The organism is Duganella lactea (assembly GCF_009857505.1).
In the GTDB taxonomy this organism is placed as follows: Bacteria; Pseudomonadota; Gammaproteobacteria; order Burkholderiales; family Burkholderiaceae_D; genus Rugamonas; species Rugamonas lactea.
This window is the reverse complement of sequence record NZ_WWCP01000043.1, coordinates 1-19,728: the sequence shown is the minus strand read 5'-3', so window position 1 is coordinate 19,728 and position 19,728 is coordinate 1. Positions and strand designations below refer to the sequence as shown.

The 19,728-nt window shown below is 64.5% G+C and carries 19 protein-coding genes and 1 tRNA gene; 11 read left to right on the top strand and 9 right to left on the bottom strand.

The window, feature by feature from the left end:
- Positions 1–13 precede the first annotated feature (13 nt).
- Together GTP44_RS23615 and GTP44_RS23610 are read left to right on the top strand one after the other, a co-directional pair.
- Positions 14–340 carry a flagellar basal body rod C-terminal domain-containing protein gene (locus GTP44_RS23615; RefSeq protein WP_160990048.1) on the top strand — a complete coding sequence of 109 codons (327 nt, stop codon included), beginning with the start codon at positions 14–16 and terminating at the stop codon, positions 338–340.
- Between the two features lie 34 nt (positions 341–374).
- Entirely contained in the window at positions 375–1,871 is a 1,497-nt protein-coding gene (locus GTP44_RS23610) for a class I adenylate-forming enzyme family protein (protein WP_161021336.1), read from the top strand.
- Here the strand turns inward: GTP44_RS23610 and GTP44_RS23605 are convergent.
- Positions 1,864–2,841, bottom strand: coding sequence for an Lnb N-terminal periplasmic domain-containing protein (locus GTP44_RS23605; RefSeq protein ID WP_161021335.1), 978 nt, complete (start codon positions 2,839–2,841; stop codon positions 1,864–1,866). The genes GTP44_RS23610 and GTP44_RS23605 overlap by 8 nt on opposite strands.
- 223 nt (positions 2,842–3,064) lie before the next feature.
- On the opposite strand from GTP44_RS23605, the gene GTP44_RS23600 reads away from it, so the two are divergent.
- Entirely contained in the window at positions 3,065–3,967 is a 903-nt protein-coding gene (locus GTP44_RS23600; RefSeq protein ID WP_161021334.1) for a LysR family transcriptional regulator, read from the top strand.
- Positions 3,968–4,033: 66 nt separating this feature from the next.
- Here the strand turns inward: GTP44_RS23600 and GTP44_RS23595 are convergent, their stop codons facing one another.
- Entirely contained in the window at positions 4,034–4,393 is a 360-nt protein-coding gene (locus tag GTP44_RS23595) for a KGG domain-containing protein (RefSeq protein ID WP_161021333.1), read from the bottom strand.
- Between the two features lie 258 nt (positions 4,394–4,651).
- Here GTP44_RS23595 and GTP44_RS23590 point away from each other — a divergent pair, with 258 nt between their 5' ends.
- Complete coding sequence (locus GTP44_RS23590) at positions 4,652–5,650, top strand: gamma-glutamyl-gamma-aminobutyrate hydrolase family protein (protein WP_160990043.1); 999 nt, start codon at positions 4,652–4,654, stop codon at positions 5,648–5,650.
- A gap of 25 nt (positions 5,651–5,675) precedes the next feature.
- On the opposite strand, the gene GTP44_RS23585 is transcribed toward GTP44_RS23590, so the two are convergent.
- Both GTP44_RS23585 and GTP44_RS23580 read right to left on the bottom strand, forming a co-directional pair.
- Positions 5,676–6,794, bottom strand: a complete 1,119-nt coding sequence (locus tag GTP44_RS23585; RefSeq protein ID WP_161021332.1) for a YbdK family carboxylate-amine ligase — start codon at positions 6,792–6,794, stop codon at positions 5,676–5,678.
- Positions 6,794–7,978, bottom strand: coding sequence for a cation:proton antiporter (locus tag GTP44_RS23580; RefSeq protein WP_160990041.1), 1,185 nt, complete (start codon positions 7,976–7,978; stop codon positions 6,794–6,796). The genes GTP44_RS23585 and GTP44_RS23580 overlap by 1 nt, the downstream gene beginning before the upstream one ends.
- Before the next feature lie 87 nt (positions 7,979–8,065).
- Here GTP44_RS23580 and fghA point away from each other — a divergent pair, with 87 nt between their 5' ends.
- Positions 8,066–8,911: an S-formylglutathione hydrolase gene (fghA, locus tag GTP44_RS23575; protein ID WP_161021331.1), complete on the top strand. Its 846-nt coding sequence runs from the start codon at positions 8,066–8,068 to the stop codon at positions 8,909–8,911.
- Here the strand turns inward: fghA and GTP44_RS23570 are convergent.
- The 3 genes from GTP44_RS23570 to GTP44_RS23560 all read right to left on the bottom strand — a co-directional run bounded on the left by GTP44_RS23570 (position 8,901) and on the right by GTP44_RS23560 (position 10,737).
- Positions 8,901–9,482, bottom strand: a complete 582-nt coding sequence (locus tag GTP44_RS23570) for a DJ-1/PfpI family protein (RefSeq protein ID WP_161021330.1) — start codon at positions 9,480–9,482, stop codon at positions 8,901–8,903. The two genes, fghA and GTP44_RS23570, sit on opposite strands and share 11 nt — an antisense overlap.
- Before the next feature lie 88 nt (positions 9,483–9,570).
- On the bottom strand, positions 9,571–10,536 hold the full coding sequence (locus GTP44_RS23565; protein ID WP_161021329.1) for a chemotaxis protein: 966 nt from the start codon (positions 10,534–10,536) through the stop codon (positions 9,571–9,573).
- A gap of 125 nt (positions 10,537–10,661) precedes the next feature.
- Positions 10,662–10,737: transfer RNA gene (locus GTP44_RS23560), tRNA-Gly, on the bottom strand.
- 143 nt (positions 10,738–10,880) lie between these two features.
- Here GTP44_RS23560 and GTP44_RS23555 point away from each other — a divergent pair.
- The 5 genes from GTP44_RS23555 to GTP44_RS23535 all read left to right on the top strand — a co-directional run bounded on the left by GTP44_RS23555 (position 10,881) and on the right by GTP44_RS23535 (position 15,982).
- Positions 10,881–12,515 carry a Na+/H+ antiporter gene (locus GTP44_RS23555; protein WP_161021328.1) on the top strand — a complete coding sequence of 545 codons (1,635 nt, stop codon included), beginning with the start codon at positions 10,881–10,883 and terminating at the stop codon, positions 12,513–12,515.
- Positions 12,516–12,519: 4 nt separating this feature from the next.
- Positions 12,520–13,578, top strand: coding sequence for a sensor histidine kinase (locus GTP44_RS23550; RefSeq protein ID WP_161021327.1), 1,059 nt, complete (start codon positions 12,520–12,522; stop codon positions 13,576–13,578).
- Positions 13,566–14,273: a LytR/AlgR family response regulator transcription factor gene (locus GTP44_RS23545; protein WP_161021326.1), complete on the top strand. Its 708-nt coding sequence runs from the start codon at positions 13,566–13,568 to the stop codon at positions 14,271–14,273. Before GTP44_RS23550 ends, GTP44_RS23545 begins: the two co-directional genes overlap by 13 nt.
- 47 nt (positions 14,274–14,320) lie before the next feature.
- Entirely contained in the window at positions 14,321–14,683 is a 363-nt protein-coding gene (locus GTP44_RS23540; protein WP_161021325.1) for a VOC family protein, read from the top strand.
- Between the two features lie 99 nt (positions 14,684–14,782).
- Positions 14,783–15,982: an acyltransferase family protein gene (locus tag GTP44_RS23535; RefSeq protein WP_229257049.1), complete on the top strand. Its 1,200-nt coding sequence runs from the start codon at positions 14,783–14,785 to the stop codon at positions 15,980–15,982.
- Here the strand turns inward: GTP44_RS23535 and GTP44_RS23530 are convergent.
- Positions 15,944–16,858 (bottom strand): AEC family transporter, encoded by a 915-nt coding sequence (locus tag GTP44_RS23530; RefSeq protein ID WP_161021323.1) that lies wholly within the window; start codon positions 16,856–16,858, stop codon positions 15,944–15,946. The genes GTP44_RS23535 and GTP44_RS23530 overlap by 39 nt on opposite strands.
- A gap of 2 nt (positions 16,859–16,860) precedes the next feature.
- Complete coding sequence (locus GTP44_RS23525) at positions 16,861–17,847, bottom strand: TauD/TfdA family dioxygenase (protein WP_161021322.1); 987 nt, start codon at positions 17,845–17,847, stop codon at positions 16,861–16,863.
- A 246-nt stretch (positions 17,848–18,093) separates the two neighbouring features.
- Here GTP44_RS23525 and GTP44_RS23520 point away from each other — a divergent pair.
- Positions 18,094–19,728, top strand: a 1,635-nt coding sequence (locus GTP44_RS23520; protein ID WP_161021321.1) for a methyl-accepting chemotaxis protein, incomplete at its 3' end; no start/stop codon positions are given.

The window sequence follows — 19,728 nt, the reverse complement described above, 5'->3', positions numbered from 1 at the left end:
GGAAACTATCATCATGGCCATCGCCGCCTTAAGCTCAGGAGTTACCGGACTCAACGCCGCAGAACGCGCGTTGGGCAATAGCGCGCACGCGATTGCCAATATCGGCACGCAGGGTTTCCAGCCGTCGCAGGCCCAGTTCGCGGAAAACGCTCCGGCTGGCACCGGCGTATCGATTTCCCTGCGCGGGCAACAACTGTTGCAGGTGGACGGCCCCAGCGCCACCAATCTGGCGACCGAAACCACCAATTCGCTGGTGTACAAGGCACAATTCGATTTGTCGGCCAAGGTGATCCAGGCTGCCGACCAGAATCTCGGCACGCTGATCGACATCAAGGCTTGATCGCCGCCGGCCATATCGGCCACAATGCGCGGTGATGAATACCGCACAGCTACTCGCCTCACTCCCCGCCCGCATTTCCGCCATTCCACGCCGCTGGGCCGAACGCACGCCACACGCGCCGGCGCTGCACGACGGCGCGCGCCATTGGACTTACGCCGAACTGGCCGCCGCCATCGATCAGGCGACGGCCCGCTTGCGTGCATTGCAACTGCGGCCCGGCGACCGGCTGGCCGTGGTGGGCGAAAACTGCGTCGACCAGGTGGTGCTGAGCTTTGCCGCCGCCGAGCTGGATGCGTGGATCGTCCACATCAACGGCCGGCTGTCGCCGCGCGAGGTGGAGGTGGTGCTGGCGCACAGCGGTGCGCGGCGCGCAATTTACCTGGCCACGCCCGGATCGCCGGCGGCCTGGACGGTCGGCGACCTCAACCAGGATTGCGCGCCCGAGCCGGTGCACGCCGCCTCGCACCAGCAGGTTGCCGCGCTGCTCTACACAACCGGCACCACCGGCGCGCCGAAAGGTGTGATGCTGACACATCGGAATCTGTTGTTCATCGCCGCCGTCTCAAGCACGCTGCGCGGCCTGACGCCGGACGACCGCGCCTACGGCGTGCTGCCGATCACCCACGTCTACGGGCTCACCTCCGTGATGCTGGGCACGCTGTACGCTGGCGCTTGCCTCTATTTGTGCCCGCGCTTCACGCCGGACCAGTTGCTGGGGGCATTGCGGGACCATCGTCTGACCATCGTGCAAGGCGTGCCGGCGATGTACGCGCGCCTGCTGGAAAAGCTGGGCGACGCGGCCACGCCCTTGCATACGCATCTGCGCTTCGCCTACGCCGGCGGCTCGCCGCTGCCGCCCTCGCTGAAGGCGCGGGTGGAGCGCTTGCTCGGCCTGCCGCTGCACAACGGCTACGGCCTGACCGAAAGCGCGCCGACCATCAGCCAGACCCGGCTGGACAAGCCGCGCGACGACACCTCGGTCGGCCATCTGATTCCCGGCGTGGAGGCGCGCGTTCTGCAGCCGGACGGCGGCGGAACCGCATCAGGCGAGATCGGCGAACTGTGGATACGCGGCCCGAACGTCATGCGCGGCTACTACCGGCAGCCGGACCTGACCGCCGCCGTCATCGATGCCGACGGCTGGCTCAACACCGGCGACCTGGTGCGCCAGGATGCGGACGGCGCGCTGTTCATCGTCGGTCGCACCAAAGAGCTGATCATCCGTTCCGGCTTCAACGTCTATCCACTGGAAGTGGAAACCATGCTGAACGCGCATCCGGCCGTCACGCAATCGGCCGTGGTGGGCCGCCCGGCGGCCGATGGTGGCGAGGAAGTGGTGGCGTTTGTCGAACTCGACACCCACCACACGCTCGACATCGACGCCCTGCGGCACTATCTGGCCGAACGGCTGGCGCCGTACAAGCGCCCGTCCGCGATCATCGCGCTGGCGCGTTTGCCCGCCGCGCCCAGCGGCAAAATCCTCAAGCACCAGTTGCAACAGATGGCGGCCGAGTCCATCGGCGTCAGTTAGCGCGGATACGCCGCGAAAAATCCGCCGCCTGATCCGCCGCGCGGGCGCGGGCCGTGATGTGCGCCTGCCGCCGCAAGGTGTCAAAATCGCCCTGCCCTTGCAGCGCGCCAAGGTGGTACAGGTAGCGGTCCAAGTAGCCCGAAGCCAGCAGACGCCAATCCAGCGGCAAGCCGGGCGTGATGCGACGCGCCATCTGATAGATGATGGTGGTGCAGTTGCCGGTCAGCGTGTTGTAAAAGCGCGGTGCGGCCTTGAGCTGCTCGCCTTCGTCCAGATACGCCAGGAACAGCGAGCGCATCGTCTCCGGCGGCATCTTCAGGCGGTACAACCACATGTCCTCATCGCGGACATTGGTGCGCACGCGCAGGATGTCGCGTTCATCGGCGGCGATCAGCACGGTTTCGTAGCGCTTGAAGAAACCAGCCACAGCGTCGAAGCTCTCGCCCCGCTCCTTGCGGATTTCAATCGAGAACGTCAGGTAGCGGCCATCGTCAAAGCCGAACGACACCAGCGTGTGCGCGATGGCCGGCCCCATCCAGTAAGACAGCGCCACATCGACCGAACGCAGCCGCGTCAGATCATACTGGCGCGGTTCCCAGCGGACGGTATAGTCGGTATCGCTACGCCAGTCGAAGTTGCGCACCTGATCAAGCGTAACGACGCTGCCATCGACGTTGCCGGTGACCATGCGCGCGACGTCGTCGGCCCACCGGCGCTGGTGCGATGGCTGAATGGTGCTCCACCACGCCATCAGCGCCAGCAACAGCGCCAGCCACACCGCCGGCAGCCGGTAGCGACGGCGCCAGAAGGCGACCAGCGTGATGAGGCTGAACAGCGGCCAGGCCACCAGCGCCAGCCAGCGCGCGACATCGCCGAACGGCAGCTGAAACCACAGCGCGCCCGTGCCCCACGCGGCCAACGGAATGAAGATGAGTGTGCCGAGGCCGATAAATAAAATGCGTTTGATCATGCCACGATTATGCGGCCTAATCCTCCCGCGCGTCGACTCCGCTGGCGCACCCAATCTGGACGCAGATCAGTTTTACTGCAATACTCACCAGCAGGCCGACAACGCCAATTAATCCCAACATGGCAGGTTCCGTGTATGAAGAAGAGACGCTTCACTTTAACGGCCAGCCGGGAATTGATCCAATATCAAAAACGGCGGCCATCCATCTCGAAACGGCATAACGGTGATTTCGCTTAAACAGTTTAAATATTTTATAGAGATCGTGGACGCCGGCGGTTACTCGCGCGCGGCCGAGAAGTTGTACATCGCGCAGTCGGCGCTGAGCCGGCAGATCAAGGAACTGGAGGACGAACTGCAAACGCCACTGCTGACGCGCGACGCGCGCCAGTTCGAGCTGACGCCGGCCGGCCAGTTATTCTACGAACGCGGCAAGCGCATTCTGGAAGAGATCGACGATACGCTGGTGCAGGCGCGGCAGGTGGGCAAAGGCGCGCAGGGCATGCTCCGCTTGCAGCATTCCAGCTCGGTCATCTTGACGCCTCGCATCAGCAACGCCCTGGCCGATGCGCTGCACCAGCATCCGGGCGTCACGCTGGATGTGTCGATGCTGCCATCGGAAAACCAGACGCTGGAAATCGAGGAAGGCCGGGTCGACATCGGCCTGCTGCGTCTGCCGACGCTGCGCCGTCATCCCCACATTCAAGTGCGCGAGATCGGCAGCGAGCGCTTGATGGTGGCGGTGGCGCGCAGCTCGCCGCTGGCGGCGCGCGACAATGTGGAGCTGGCGGAGCTGAGCGAGGCGCCCTTCATCTCGATCCCGCACAAGGACCGTGGTGGCCTCAGCTATCTGGTGGCCAATCTGTGCCTGGCACAAGGCTTCTTCCCCAAGCCGGCGCGCGCGCTGTCGCGCAAGTCCTCGCAACTGAATTTGATCGAGGCCGGTCTCGGCATCGCCATCGTGCCGGAATGTATGCGGCTGACCGCCCCGGCCGGTGTGCACTTCGTGCCGCTGGCGCATGGCACTCTGCTGACGAAAATAGGTCTCGCCACCCGCCGCGAAGCCGATCCGCTGGTGACAGCCTTTGCCGACGCCCTGGTCGGCCTGCTGTCTTCTCCAGCACCGTGATGCTTGCCGCACGCACAGCGCACATCGCCGGTGACGATGTGCGCTGACCGACCATGGATGGCGTGGTCAGCGATCCTTCTTGGGGCTTTGACGGCCGGCTTCCGCATGCTGCTCCGGCGTGCCACCACGGGTGCCGCCGCTTTGCTGGTTGCCACCACCGCTGCTACGTGCACCGCCGGCACCGCCAGCACCACCTTCACTCTGCTGGTTAGCGTCGTTCTTGTGGCTCATTGCGCCGGCGCGGCGCGCCTCTTCGGACGAGAACTCATGCGCATTGCCCGATGCGTGGGCGGCACGGCCGCCCTCCGCTGCGATCTCACGCTGACGTTCCGGGTCCATCGAGGCGAAGCCGCGATTGCTGGTATCGCTCTGCTGATTTTTGCCACCCTGATTACCGCCTTGATTGCCCTGGTTCGCGTTTGCCATGATATATCTCCTTGAGTAGTTATCCTGTCGCTGACGCGTCAGGACCACCATCGTAAAGCGATCACCACGCCAGGCCTGAGAGTTCACAGCTTGTGCTCGCGTAGGACATTCCTTGCTTGCCAAGAGTGAAAGTTACCAATTGTTGAGCCAGACGGTGACAGCGCTGCGTTACCGCCCTCACCTTCCACAATCGAAGCGGACGACTGTTGACCTTGAGGTATGGCAAACTAATGCCATTCGAGACAGACAGGAATCAGCATGAGCGCCGGACCCGACGATCAAGACCCAACCTCACCATCCCCTGCACCACAACGCCGCGCCTCCGACCACGGCGAGCGCCGCCGGACCGAACCGAAAAGCACGCCGGACATCGGCACGCCGCGCTACCTCGACCCCGGCGACACCGTGTTCAGCCTGTGGGGCCGGGTCATCATGGCGCGCTACCGGCGCATCGCGGCGGCGGCCACGCGCCACATCATCCAGCGGCCGCTGCACATCGGCGTGTCCGCCCGCATTTTCCACCCCGAGCCCGGCGCGACCGGCCTGCGCAGCAAGAACCTGCAATATCTGGAAGAATCGATCGCGCAGTGGGTGATGTCGCGCGACGTGCTGGTGTTCATGATCCCGACGGTGAATACCGACGGCCTGCTGCACCCATCCAACATCCGCCTGCGCGACTACGCCAAGCATCTGGACGGCCTGGTGCTGCAAGGCGGCGCCGACGTCTCGCCGCAAAGCTACTCCGAGGTGCCGACCCGGCCGGAATGGGGCGGCGACCGCGCGCGCGACATGTACGAGCTGGAGCTGCTGCACGAGTTTGTCGAAGCCGGCAAGCCGGTGCTCGGCATCTGCCGTGGCTGCCAATTGATCAACGTCGCCTTTGGCGGCACGCTGTACCAGGACATCGCCACCGACGTGCCGGATTCGCTGGCCCACGTCAACGACGCCTACGACCGCAATCGCCACGAAATCGCCTTCCCCACCGGTTCGTCGCTGACGCGCATGTTCCAGGGCAAGACCGCCGGGCTGGTCAACTCCATCCACCACCAGGCGGTGAAAACGCTGGGGCGCGACATGTCGATCGAAGCGCTGTCGGTGCCGGATAATGTGATCGAGGCGATCCGCTACCGCAAGGCGCCGTTTGTGATGGGCCTGCAATGGCATCCGGAATTCCACCAGGCCGGCGGTGTCGAGCTGCTGGACTGCACCGGCATCCTCGACAACTTCCTGCGCGTGGCGCGCGAAACCCGCTTCTAAGCCGGCACCGCCGGCTTGACCGGCGTCACCTGCCGCGGAAACGCTGAATCGCCGCGTCCACCACGCCCTCCACGCTGCCGCTGGCGTCGAACTGCTGGCGCAGATAGTGGGCGTCGCTGCCCTCGTGCGTCACCTGCATCAGATGCTGCAGACCGGCGGTGGCGCCCAGTTGCAGGCCATACGGCTCCATCTTGCGCAGCGTGGTCAGGATATCCTCGCGCAGCGACAGGCTCTCGTAGGTTTTCGGATGGACGATGGTGCCGTCCAGGCCGAAGCGGCAAGCCTGGAAACGGTTGTAGTTGTACACCAGGTAATCGTCCTCGGCCGGCGCCTCCTCGCGGCGCTCCAGCAGATATGCGCACAGCGATTGCAGATACACCGCCAGCGCCGCCGCCCGTTCCACCGTCAGCGGCGTGTCGCACACGCGCAGCTCAATGGTGCCGAACTCCGGCTTGGGACGGATGTCCCAGTAAAAGTCCTTCATACTCTTGATCACGCCGGTGTGTTCCATCTTGGCGAAATACTCGTGCTCGAAGGTATGCCAGCTTTGCGTGAACGGCGCCCGGCCACTCATCGGGAAGGCGAACACCGAATTCAGGCGCGCCGAGTTGAACAGCGTGTCATTGCCCTGCACATACGGCGACGATGACGACAGCGCGATGAAGTGCGGCACGTAGCGGCTCAGCGAATGCAGCAGGAACAGCGCGTCGTCACCCGAGGCGCAGCCGATGTGCACGTGCTGGCCGAAGATGGTGAACTGCTTGGCCAGGTAGCCATACAGCTCCGACACTTCCTTGAAGCGCGGCTTGGAGAAAATGCGCCGCTCCGACCATTTCTGGAACGGGTGCGTGCCGCCCCCGCAAATACCGATGTTCAGTTGCTCGCCGGCCTGCACCAGCGTGTCGCGGATCAATTGCAGCTGCGCCACCAGTTCCGTATGGTTGGTGTGCACGTCGCTGTTAATCTCGATCATGCTCTCGGTGATTTCCGGCGTCACGTTGCCGGGAAACGGCTTGCGGCTCAACAGGTGCAACAGGTCCGGGCTGGAGGCGGTCAGATCGAAGTCCGACAAGCTCACCAGTTGCATCTCCAGCTCAACGCCCATGGTGAGCGGCTTCGATGCCTTGAATTCTTCCAATGCCATTATTTTTCCTCCTGATGGGTTTCTTTCGCCCAGATCAGCGCGCGCTGCGTAATGATCGGGCCGACCACTTCCAGCAGCAGCGTCATCGCCGCCAGCGCGGCCAGTTCATCGACCAGCACGATGCCCATGTATTTGGTTTGCTCCAGCAACAGCGTGACGAACACCGACATCGGCGACAGCGCGATACCGGTCAGCACGCCCTTGCGCCACGAGATGCCGCCAACGTGCGCGAACGCCGCCACGCTGGCCGTCTTGACCAGGAAGCGCGCCAGCAGCAGCACGGCGGCCAGGCCGGCGCCATCGACCACGCGCTCCCATTCCAGCGTCGACACGGCGAACACGAACAGCAACACGGTCAGCAGTTCGCCGATGCCGCCGAAGTTACGCTCGGTGCGGCTGAACGCCACCCGATTGTGGCGCGCCACCAGGCCGAATGTCAGCGTCGCCAGTACCGGCGACACGTCGAACGCGCGCGCCGCCGCCACCAGCAGAATCACGCCCAGCGCGAAAGCGATGGTGCCGTCGCGCGCCAGCGCACCAAGGCGGCGCAGCACGGCCGGCACCAGAAAGCCCATCAGCGCGCCCATCACGGCCGAGCCCAGCAGCTCAATGCCGCTGTGCGACATCGCCTGCGTCAGGCTGCCGGAGGTTTCAAACACCCAGAAGCCGACCACCACCTTGAACACGAACAGCGCGATGACGCTGTTGATCGCCACCAGGTGCAACACCCGTTCGGTCACCTGGCCGGACGAGTCTTCTTCGTTAATCACGCGCAGCACGCCGGCCGGCGAGGTCGACATCGCCAGCGAGGCCAGCAGCAAAGAGGTCAGCGGCGGCATGCCGGTCAGATGAGAAATCGCGTACACCACCGCGAACGTGGCGGCCGATTCCACCACGCCGGTGAGGGCGATCCACGGATTAATCCGCAGCCAGTGCAGATTGATGCGATAACCAAATTCAAACAGGATCAAACCGAAGGCCAGGTTGGCCATGATAGTGACGTTGCTCGCGGCACCGCTGCTGAGCGCTTCCGGAAAGGCCTGTGCGAGCAGAAAACCCACCAGGCCGTAGACACTGATGCGCGGCAGGCGCGTCCAGCGGTGCAGCAATTCTCCTGAGAGCCAGGCGACGGCAATGGCCAAGGGCCAACCCATATCGGCCAAAATGACCTGAAGATCCGGCATGTACTTCTCCTTTTTATCAATACTTGTACAATTCTGCAGTATTGCTAGCGCGCTCACTGTGCGCTAGGGAACTTAAGGAAACATTTAATGCTCGAACTTCTTAGCGAACATGCATGCTTCGGCGGCGTCCAGCGTTTTTACCGCCACGAATCGCGCGAGATCGGCTTGCCGATGCGCTTCTCCGTCTTCATTCCACCGCAGGCGCAACAGGGCCCCGTGCCGGCCCTGTTCTATCTCGCCGGCCTGACCTGCACCGAAGAGACCTTCATGATCAAAGCCGGGGCGCAGCGCGTGGCGGCGGAACTCGGCCTGATGCTGATCGCGCCCGACACCAGTCCGCGCGGCGCCAATGTGGATGGCGAGAGCGACAGCTGGGACTTCGGCGTGGGCGCCGGTTTTTATGTCGATGCCACGCAGGCGAAGTGGGCCGGGCACTATCGCATGTACAGCTATATTCATGAGCTGCGTGAACTGGTGGGGCAGGAACTGCCGGTCGATGCGCGGCGCATCGGCGTATTCGGCCACTCGATGGGCGGCCATGGCGCGTTGACGATGGCGCTGAAGCGCCCGGACGTGTTCCGCTCGGTGTCCGCGTTCGCGCCGATTGCCGCGCCATCGCAATGCCCTTGGGGCAAGAAGGCCTTCACCGGTTATCTGGGCGAAGACCAGGGCGCGTGGGCGCAGTATGACGCCACTTCCCTGATGACGCAAGCGACGACACCCTTCCCGGCCGGCATCCTGATCGATCAGGGACTGGGCGATAAGTTCCTCGCCGAGCAGCTGTATCCGGAAGCCTTCGAGGCGGCCTGCGCCACGGCGGCGCAGCCGCTGACGCTGCGCCGGCATGCAGGCTACGACCACGGCTACTACTTCATCCAGACGTTTGTGGAAGACCATCTGCGCTTCCACGCCAGCAACCTGGCTACAGTCTGATCTCCGTGCCCAGCTTCAACAGGAACTGGGCGATCCACGCCGGATGCGCCGGCCACGCCGGTGCGGTGACGAAGATGCCGTCGGTCACCGCCTGGTCGACCGGAAGGTCGGCATAGCTGGCGCCGGCCAGTCTGACCTCCGGCGCGCAGGCCGGATACGCGGAGATGGTTTTACCGCGGATCACCTCGGCCGCGGCCAGCAACTGCGCGCCGTGGCAGATCGCCGCGATCGGCTTGTTGGCGGCGGCGAACTGTTGCACCAACTCGATCACGCGCGGATTCAGGCGCAGATACTCCGGCGCGCGGCCGCCGGCGATCGCCAGCGCGTCATAGTCGCCGACCTCGGCTTGCGCGAAATCGGCGTTCAGTGTGAAGCGGTGACCGGGCTTTTCGGTGTAGGTCTGGTCGCCCTCGAAGTCGTGGATCGCGGTCTTGATGGTGTCGCCGGCGCGCTTGTCCGGACACACGGCGTGCACGGTGTGACCGACCGCCTGCAGCGCCTGGAACGGCACCATGGTCTCGTAATCCTCCGCAAAGTCACCCGTCAAAAACAGAATTTTCTTGGCTGCCACGGTAGCTCCTTTCCTGAAAGTGCATCGGACAAAAACAAAGGGCCACGACGTCACCGTCGTGGCCCTTTATACTACCTTGTTTCTTTACTTACGCGGCAGCCGCCTTGGACAGCACCGTGCGAATGGTGCCGGCCAGGTCCTCGGCGGAGAACTTGGCCACATACGCGTCGGCGCCGACACCCTTGACGTGGTCTTCGTTGGTCTTGCCCGACAACGAAGAGTGAATCACCACCGGGATCTTGCCAAAGCGCGCGTCCTGCTTGACCAGACGGGTCAGCGTGAAGCCATCCATTTCCGGCATTTCCAGGTCGGTCAGGATCATGGCGACACGATCGCTGATCTGCACACCTTCGGCTTTGGCGCCGTCGGCGATGACTTGAAGGCGGTCCCATGCCTCCTTGCCCGACTTGGTCATGATGAAGTGAACGCCCATCGCTTCCAGGCCTTTTTCAATCAGGTTGCGCGCCACCACCGAATCATCGGCGGCCAGGATCACGGCGCCCGGCTTGAGCAGCACTTTCGGTCCTATGGTTTCGGGATCGACATCCTTGCCTTCGGCCGGCACCAGTTCACGCAAAATGGTTTCGACGTCGAGCACCTGCGCCAGGCGGGTGTTCTGCACGTCGCCATCGACACGGGCGATACTGGTGACCTTGCCACCGGCCGTGCCTTCGGCCGTCAGCACCTGGCTCCAGTCCAGGCGCACGATTTCATCCACCGACTCGACCGCGAACGCTTGCGTGGTGCGGGCGAATTCGGTGACCAGCATAATATTCAGACCAGTTTTTGGGGTCACACCGACGATGCCTGGCAAATCCAGCACCGTGATGATTTGCCCGCGGAGGTTCACAACACCCAACATGTGTGGCGGGGACCCGGCCACAGCAGTTACTTCAGGCATTGCGACGATTTCGCGGATTTTGAAGACGTTAATACCGAACAACTCCGAGTGTTCGCCGTTGGCGTCGCCGCCGAGACGGAACAGGAGGAGTTCGAATTTATTGGAGTTGGTCAGGTTGCTACGCTCATCAACTTCCTGTTGCACTGATTTCATGGATTCGTCTCCTTCGGTGGTCCGCATCCAGTATAACGTTAGCAACGACCAAGATGTTGTATTAGAGAACGATAAACAACAAAAAAGGCAGCCCGCAGGCTGCCTTTCGATGTGCTACTGAATTCTGGAGCGGGAGAAGAGTCTCGAACTCTCGACCTCAACCTTGGCAAGGTTGCGCTCTACCAACTGAGCTACTCCCGCAGAAGGCACAGATTATGCCAGAAAGATTTCCATTCCGCTAGTGTACCGATGGTGTCGCGCGCCAACTTCTTACCGAACTTCCAATAGTGTAAGCTTAGACAGTTTTGGTATTCACGCAGCTATTCGCGTAGTAAAGGAAGGGAATGGATTCAATCGAAGTCGTACTGATCATGTTGCTGGCGGTGGTGGCCAGCGCTTACCTGCGCAAGGTGCTGCCCGGGTCGATCCCGCTGCCGCTGGTGCAAATCGGCCTGGGCGCGCTGATCGCGGCCCAGTCGGCGCATGGCGTCGACCTGGAGCCGGATTTATTCTTCCTGGTGTTTCTGCCGCCGCTGCTATTCCTCGACGGCTGGCGCATCCCCAAAAGCGGCCTGCTGCGCGACAAGGGCACCATCCTTGAACTGGCCTTCGGCCTGGTGGTGTTCACCGTGGTCGGCGCCGGCTTCCTGATCCACTGGATGATCCCGGCCATGCCGCTGCCGGTGGCGTTCGCGCTGGCGGCCATCGTCTCGCCGACCGACCCGATCGCGGTCAGCTCGATCACCGCCACCACGCCGATCCCCAAGCGCCTGATGCACATTCTGGAAGGTGAATCGCTGCTCAACGACGCCTCCGGCCTGGTGTGCTTCCGCTTCGCCGTGGCCGCCGCCATGACCGGCACCTTCTCGCTGCAGACCGCCGCCCTCACCTTCGTCTGGCTGGTGATCGCCGGCATCGCCGCCGGCGTCGCCGTCACCATGGCCATCACCTGGATGCAGCGCTGGCTGACCCGCCACTTCGGCGAGCCGCCCGGCTCGCCGATCCTGGTCAACCTGCTGATCCCATTCGGCGCCTACCTGGTGGCCGAGCGCCTGCACGCCTCCGGCATCCTGGCGGCGGTGGCGGCCGGCGTCACGATGAGCTATGTGGAACTGAGCGGCCACGCGATGGCGGCCACCCGCATCCAGCGTTCGGCCGTGTGGGACACGGTGCAGTTCACGCTGAACGGCGTGATGTTCGTGCTGCTGGGCGAACAACTGCCGGAGATCTTCCGCCTGGCCGGCACCTCGCTGGAGGAAAGCGGCCACCTGAGCCGCTGGTGGCTGGTGGTGTATGCGCTGGCGATCACCGCCGGCCTGCTGGTGCTGCGCATGGCGTGGGTGTGGACCTCGCTGCGGCTGACCATCTTCAAGCAGAAATTCCGCCACCAGCCGCGCCACAAGATCAATCCGCGCCTGCTGCTGGCCACCACGCTGGCCGGCGCGCGCGGCACCATCACGCTGGCCGGCGTGCTGACGCTGCCGCTGATGCTGCCGAACGGCGATCCGTTCCCGGCGCGCGCGCTGACCATCTTCCTCGCCTGCGCGGTGATTCTGCTGTCGCTGCTGGTGGCCAGCGTCGCCCTGCCACGCCTGCTGGCCGGCATGACCTTCCCGGCCGAGCCGGAAGAGCAGCGGGAGGAAGACCTGGCGCGCCGCGCCGCCGCCAACGCCGCCATCGAGGCCATCGAGAAAACCCAGGTGCAGCTGATGGAATCGGACGCCTGCATCGATCCGGAAGTGTATCCGCAGGCGGCGGCGCGCGTGATCGCCTTCTATGAGCACAAGCTGAAGGAGGTCGACCCGGAGAGCGAGCAAGCCTGGCGCAAGACCGACTCCGCCGAAAAGGAACTGCGCCTGGCCGCGCTGGCGGCCGAACGCCGCACGGTGTTCGACCTGGCGCGGCACGATCACATCTCCGACGCCATCTCGCGCAAGCTGGTGCGCGAGATCGATTTGATGGAAGCGCGCTACCGCTGACACCATGCAAAGAACCCGCACCGTTATCGCGATCGCCTGGGTATTATTCTGGCTGCTGATGATCACCACCTCGGTGCAGGAGTATTTGCGCGATCATGATCACGGCGTGTGGAAGCCGATACTGTGGGAATCGTCATCGGCGCTGACCGGCACCTTGCTGCTGCTGGCGCAGCGCCACTTCACGCGTCGATACGACCACCTGCTGCACTCGCCCTTGCGCTGGTTCGCGCGGCAGTTTGTGTGGCTGCCGGTGTACTGGGTGGCGTTCGTGCCGATGGCCTTCGGCATGCGCCACGCGGTGTACGCACTGGCCGGCGAGCGCTACACGCACGGCGACTGGGCCTCGGTGTATTTGTACGAAGACATCAAGATGACAGTGTTCTTCTGCATCTTCGCCACGATCACCTTTGGCGTGCTGTCCTTCCACGCGATGCTGGGAGAAAAGCTGCGCGTCGAACGCGCCAACGCCTCGCTGCGTGAAGCGCAGTTGCTGCGCCTGAGCCAGCAAATGCAGCCGCACTTCCTGTTCAACGCCCTCAACACCATCTCCTCGCTGATGTACAGCGACATGCAACGGGCGGACGCGATGCTGGTCCAGCTGAGCGACGTGCTGCGCGCCACGCTGGACATCGGCGAGCGCCACCTGGTGCCGCTGGAAACGGAACTGCGCATCCTGCGCGGCTATGCCGGCCTGATGGCCGAGCGCTTTTCTGACCGCGTCAGCATCCACTGGGACATCGACGACTCGCTGCTGTCCTGCGACGTGCCGGTCATGAGCATGCAACCGCTGTTGGAAAACATCTTCAAACACACCGTGGAAAAACGCCGCCAGCCGTGCGTCATCACCATTTCCGCCCAGCGCGCCGGCGGCGATCTGCTGCTACGGCTGGAAGACGATGCCGGCAACGTCGCGGCCAACGCCGGCATGGGAACGCCCGGCATTGGCCTGCGCAACCTGCGCGAGCGACTGGACGCCTTGTACGGCGACCGCGCGGCATTCGCGCTCACCGCGCTGTCGCCGGCGGGTGTGCGCGCCGAAGTGAGGCTGCCATGCGCATCCTGATCGTCGACGACGAACGCCCGGCACGCGACAAGTTGCGGCGCATGCTGTCGGCCGAGCCGGACATCAGCGCCATCGAGGAAGCCCGCGACGGTGTTGAAGCGCTGGAGACGCTGCCGGCCTTCGCGCCCGACCTGCTGCTGCTCGATATCCAGATGCCCGAAATTTCCGGCCTCGATGTCGCCGCCTCGCTGCCGGCGCCGGCGCCGCTGGTGGTCTTCGTCACCGCCTACGATGAATACGCCATCCGCGCCTTCGACGCCAACGCCATCGACTACCTGCTCAAGCCCTACGACCAGCCACGCCTGCAACGCGCCTTGCAACGCGCACGCGAACGTCTGGCCACGCAGCGGCCGGCCAGCACGCCGCTGCCGGCGGTCGGCCAGTTGCTGATCCCCGAGCGCGGCGGCACGCGCATCGTCAAGGTCGAGCAAATCCAGTGGATAGAAACCGCCGACAACTACGTCATCCTGCACACCGCCGACGGCGAACCGCTGATGCGCCAGACGCTGGCCGGCCTGCTGGAAAAACTCGGCCCACGCTTCATCCGTTGCCACCGCCGCGCCGCCGTGCAAATCGACTGGATCGCCAGCATCATCAACCACGACAAAGGCGACGGCGAACTGCTGCTGCGCGGCGGCGCCCGCGTGCCGCTGAGCCGCCAGTATCGCGCCGACGTCGTCGCCCATTTTCAATAAGCGTTTGCCTGCATGGTAAGCTAAGGCTCCACTTTGGGGAGGCGATCATGAAACGTGTAACCGGTATCGGCGGCATATTTTTTCATGCAAAAGATCCAGCGGCCTTACGCGGCTGGTATCAGCAGCACTTGGGTGTCGACGTCCAGCCTTGGGGCGGCGCGGCGTTTACCGAGTCCGGCACCACCGCCTGGTCCATCAGCCAGGCTGACGGCGACCACTTTGCGCCCAGCACCTCGTCCTTCATGATCAACTACCGCGTGCACGACCTGAGCGGATTGCTGCAGGCCCTGCGCGACGAGGGTTGCCATGTGCTGGAAAAGACCGAGGATGGCGATTACGGCAAATTCGGCTGGGTCATTGATCCCGAGGGGAACAAGGTCGAGCTCTGGCAGCCGCCGCCCGGCCAGTAAGGTCCAACTCGCCCCTCGCCGCGCCCAATTCGCCCCATGGCGATGGACGACGGCGCGCCACGTCCTTTAATCTGGCTTCATAAAAACATGGAGCCTGAAATGAATCAACAACGCCTGTATTACTTCGACTGGATACGCATCTTTGCGTTTTGCCTGCTGATCCTCTATCACACCGGCATGTACTACGTGACGTGGGACTGGCACGTCAAAAGCCCCGACGCCGGTCCCGCCATCGAGCCGCTGATGATTTTGTCGTCGCCCTGGCGCCTCGCGTTGCTGTTCATGATTTCCGGCGTCGCCACCGCTTTCATGCTGAAGAAGATGCGCGTCGGCGCGCTGCTGCGTCAGCGCAGCTGGCGGCTGCTGGTGCCGCTGATATTCGGCATGTTCGTCATCGTGCCGCCGCAATCGTATTTTGAAATCGTCGAAAAGATCGCTTACCAGGGCAGCTACGCTGAATTCATGCAGCGCTACATCGCCGCCTACCACGGCTTTTGCCGCAACGGCGATTGCCTTGCGCTGCCGACCTGGAACCACCTGTGGTTCGTCGCCTACCTGTGGGTCTACACCATGATCGGCGGCTTGATCGCCTGGCTGCTGGGCGCGCGGCTGGACGCCATCGGCGCCGCGCTGGGCCGGCTGCTCAGCGGCTGGCGTCTGATCGCGCTGCCGGTGGCGGTGCTGGCGGCGGCGCGCTATGCGCTGGTCGACCACTTCCCCAGCACCCACGCGCTGTTCGGTGACTGGTACAACCATGCGCAATACTTCTTCGTGTTCGCCCTGGGTGCGCTGCTGGCGATGCAGACCGATTTCTGGGCACGCGTGGAGTCGCTGCGCTGGACCAGCCTGGGACTGTGGCTGTGCAGCTGGGCGCTGATCGTCATCTACTGGTCGATCCCCGACGCGCTGGCCAGCACGACCGAGGTTCTGCAATGGAAGCCGATCATGCGCGCCGTGTACTGCGTCTGCCAATGGACCGCGATACTGACGGTGTGCGGCTTCGGCCGCCGCCACCTGAACTTCGACAGCGCCAAACGCCGCTATCTGACCGAGGCCGTGTTCCCGGTCTACATCCTGCACCAGACGCTGATCGTCACCATGGCCCACTGGCTCAAGCCAGTGAAGCTGGCGCCGACCATCGAGGGTGTGTTCCTGGTGGTGCTCACCTTCGGCATCAGCTTCGGCGTGTTTGAAGTGGTGCGCCGCATCGCCGTGCTGCGCCCACTGTTCGGCCTGGGCCGGACGCCGGCGTGGCCGGCATCAGGCCATCCAGCGCAGGAACTGGCTGCTCAAAGGTAGCGTCAGCGCGGCCAGCAGCGTCTGCACCGTGATCAGCGACGCCATCAGCCGGGTGTCGCCGCCCATCTGCCGGGCCATGATGTAGGCGTTGGGTGCGGTCGGCAAGGCGCAGTAAAAGCAGGCCGCCAGCGCCACCGGCGCCGGCACCGCGAACAGCAGGCTGACCTTGGCGGCCAGCAGCGGCAGCAACAGCAGCTTCAACGCCGACGTCAGGCTCAGCGCCATCGGCCGCAAGCCCTGCCGCGAGAACTCCAGGCCGCTGCCGACGCAGATCAGGCCCAGGCACAGTGCCGCCTTGCCGAGGATGTCCAGGGTATTGAACAGCGGCGCCGGCTGCGGCAGGCCGGCCACGCTCCACACCACGCCGGCCAGCGTCGACAGGATGATGGGATTGCGAACCAGGTTGCGGCCGATGCGGCCGGCGTCGGCGGGCACGCCGCTCCACCACGACAGCGCGATCACCGAGATCACGTTCACCACCGGCAGGCACAGCGCCAGCGACAGCATCACCAGCGCGGTCGTCTGCGGCGGAAACAGCAGCGCCGACACAGCGATGCCGAAGTAGGTGTTGGGCCGCACCGCGCCCTGCACCACCGACGACCGCGCCGCGTCCGGCAAGGCGCGCGCCGGCAGCAGCAACAGCAGCGCCGCCAGCGTCACCAGCGCGGTCGGCAGCAGCGTCGCCAGCGCCAGGTCGCCGACCTCGGCCGAGCCGAAGCTCAGCTTGGCCGTGCCGCTGAACAGCAGGGCCGGAAAGCAGATGTTGTACGAGAACTTCTCGATTGACGGGAAAAACGCCTCGGGCAGCCAGCCGTAGCGACGGATCGCGCCCCCCAGCAGGATGATCAGCAAGACCGGCAGTATCGCGTTCAGCATGCTCAATCCATCGCCACGCCGGACGGGCCGATGCGCTCGGCATTGGGCGTGTCGCCGATGCGGATACGGATCAGGTGGCGCGCCGCATCGGTGTAGGTGGCGCGGCCGTGCAGCGTGCGGCGGTTGTCGGCCCACAGCAGCGTGTCGTCCGGCAGGTGCTCGCAGAAGCGCGGCGCGCGCTGTTCGATCACCTCGTTGAGCAGCGTCAGCGCGGCGCGCAGCGGCGGCGTGTCCAGCGCCGGCCGCGCCGCCAGGCCCTTGAGGATGGAATCGTAGCGCCAGCGCATCGCCAGGCTGTCGCCCAGCCGTTCGAACACCGGCGCCAGTTCGATTTCCACCTGCTCGTCATTGGCCGCGTACACCGACGGCACGCGGAAAGGCAGCCGCGCCTCGCTCAGCAGTTCGAAGCTGGCGCGGCCGGCCTCGGTGCGCTGCAGTTCGGCGTGGATAGCGTCCACATCGATCAGCAGCGACGCGCCGCCGCCGCACTGCGCGGCGCGTACCACGTACAGCAGGAACTGCTCCTCGGGCATCGGATAGAACGAAGAATCGGTATGCATGTCGGCATTGCCGACGCGCTCGGAGAACGTGACAAACCGGTTCTGCTCGGCGCTGCCCGGACGCGCGCGGATGTCCCAGGCGACGCGCTGGGTGCGCTGATCGGTCGAGGTCGGGAAGCCCAGGCTCAGCGCGATGGCGTACAGCACGGCGTTGCGCTCCGCCTCCGCCAGACCGGCCAGGCCGAGGCCGGTGATGGCCAAGCCACGGACGCCGGCATGACGCAGATGGCGGCGCAATTGCTGCAATGCGGGCACCGCCAGCAGCTCGCGCTGCAGCGCCACCTCGTCCGGGTGCGGATAGAAGCCGTTGCCGTTGTAGTCGCTGAAGTAGCGACTGACGATCGCCACGATGGCCGACTGATCTTGACCCCAGTCGAAATCGCGCACGGTGACGAAAATATGTGGTGACTGCTTGAGTGCTGCGCCCATCAGGACCTCCCAAAAAAAATGCCGCAAGGAAATATTTCCGCAAATACCACGACATCTCATGCTGCGACGCAACATGCGGAAACTACGTAGAACTTGCTGCACTGCGGGGAGTAAGCGCAACTAATTGTCTTGTGCTACCATGCGTTTCCCGTGGGAAATATCACACATTCTCACGGCTCCCCAAATAACAAATCAGGGCGGCGCCCAAACATTGCGCCGTCCACTTGCTCCTGAAGGAATTGTCCTATGACTTTGTTACGTGATCTCAAGCTGGCGACCAAGCTGGGGCTGGCGTTTGCGCTGGTCCTGACCCTGGCCGCCGCAGTGGATATGTTTGCCATCATCAAGCTGGCCCAGGTCAACAGCGCGTCGACCGAGTTGTCCGAGCGCTGGATGCCGGCGATGCGCGTAGTGCAGGACCTGAAGGCGCAGATCGCCCGCGTGCGCACCCGCGAGTTCCAGTACATCATCTCCACCGATCCAAAACAGATGGACCAGTACGACAAGGTCATCGCCAACGACCTGGTGGACCTGCGCCAGATGCAGGACACCTACGTCAAGCTGATCGCCACCCCCGGGGAACAGGCGCTGTACAACGACTTCCTGTCGATGTGGGACCGCTACATGGCCGAGGACGCGAAGATCCGCGCCGCCGTGCGCCAGGGCGACGATGCCGCCGCCAAGCAGCTGATCCGCGGCGAATCGAACAAGCTGATCGTGTCGCTGCGCGGCCAGATCGACAAGCTGGTCAAGCTGTACGAGGAAGGCGGCGATGCCGCCTCCGACCGGGGCGACGCCCTGTATGCGTCGGCGCGCTTGTGGATCATCACCCTGCTGATCGGCTCCATTGTGCTGGGCGCGCTGTGCGCCACGCTGATCACGCGCTGGCTGGTGCAGCGCCTCGGCGGCGAGCCGGACTACGCGGTCGCGATCGCCGGCCAGATCGCCGACGGCGACCTGAGCGTGGCCATCGACACCCGCGACGGCGACCGCGACAGCCTGCTGTTCGCGATGAAGTCGATGCGCGACAGCCTGGCCGGCCTGGTCGAGCGCGTGCGCGCCGGCACCGACACCATCGCCAGCGCATCGCAGCAGATCGCCGCCGGCAACGTCGACCTGTCGGCCCGCACCGAGCAGCAGGCCGCGTCGCTGGAGGAAACCGCCGCGTCGATGGAGGAGCTGACCAGCACCGTCAAGCAGAATTCGGCCAGCGCCAGCGAGGCCAACCAGTTGGCGCTGAGCGCGTCGGCGGTGGCGCAGCAAGGCGGCGCCGTGGTGTCGCAGGTGGTGCAGACCATGGGCTCGATCAACCAGTCGTCACGCAAGATCGTCGACATCATCGGCGTCATCGACGGCATCGCCTTCCAGACCAACATCCTGGCGCTGAACGCGGCCGTGGAAGCGGCGCGCGCCGGCGAACAGGGCCGCGGTTTCGCGGTCGTGGCCACCGAGGTGCGCAACCTGGCGCAGCGCTCGGCCGCCGCCGCCAAGGAAATCAAGGAGCTGATCAGCGATTCGGTGCAGCAGGTGGAAAACGGCAGCCAGCTGGTTGAGCAGGCCGGCGCCACCATGGAAAACGTGGTGGACAGCGTGCGCCGCGTGACCGACATCATGAGCGAGATCAGCGCCGCCGGCGAGGAGCAGCGCGCCGGCATCGAGCAGGTCAACACCGCCATCGCCGGCATGGACGCCGTGACCCAACAGAACGCCGCGCTGGTGGAGGAAGCCACCGCCGCCTCGCAGAGCATGCAGGACCAGGCGGCCGCGCTGAGCGAGCTGGTGTCGGTGTTCCGTCTGGCGGCGCAGCCGTCCGGCCGCGCCGGCGCACGCCGCGACCTGCACATCGTCACCACCCCGGCAGCGCGCCAACCGGCGCCGGTG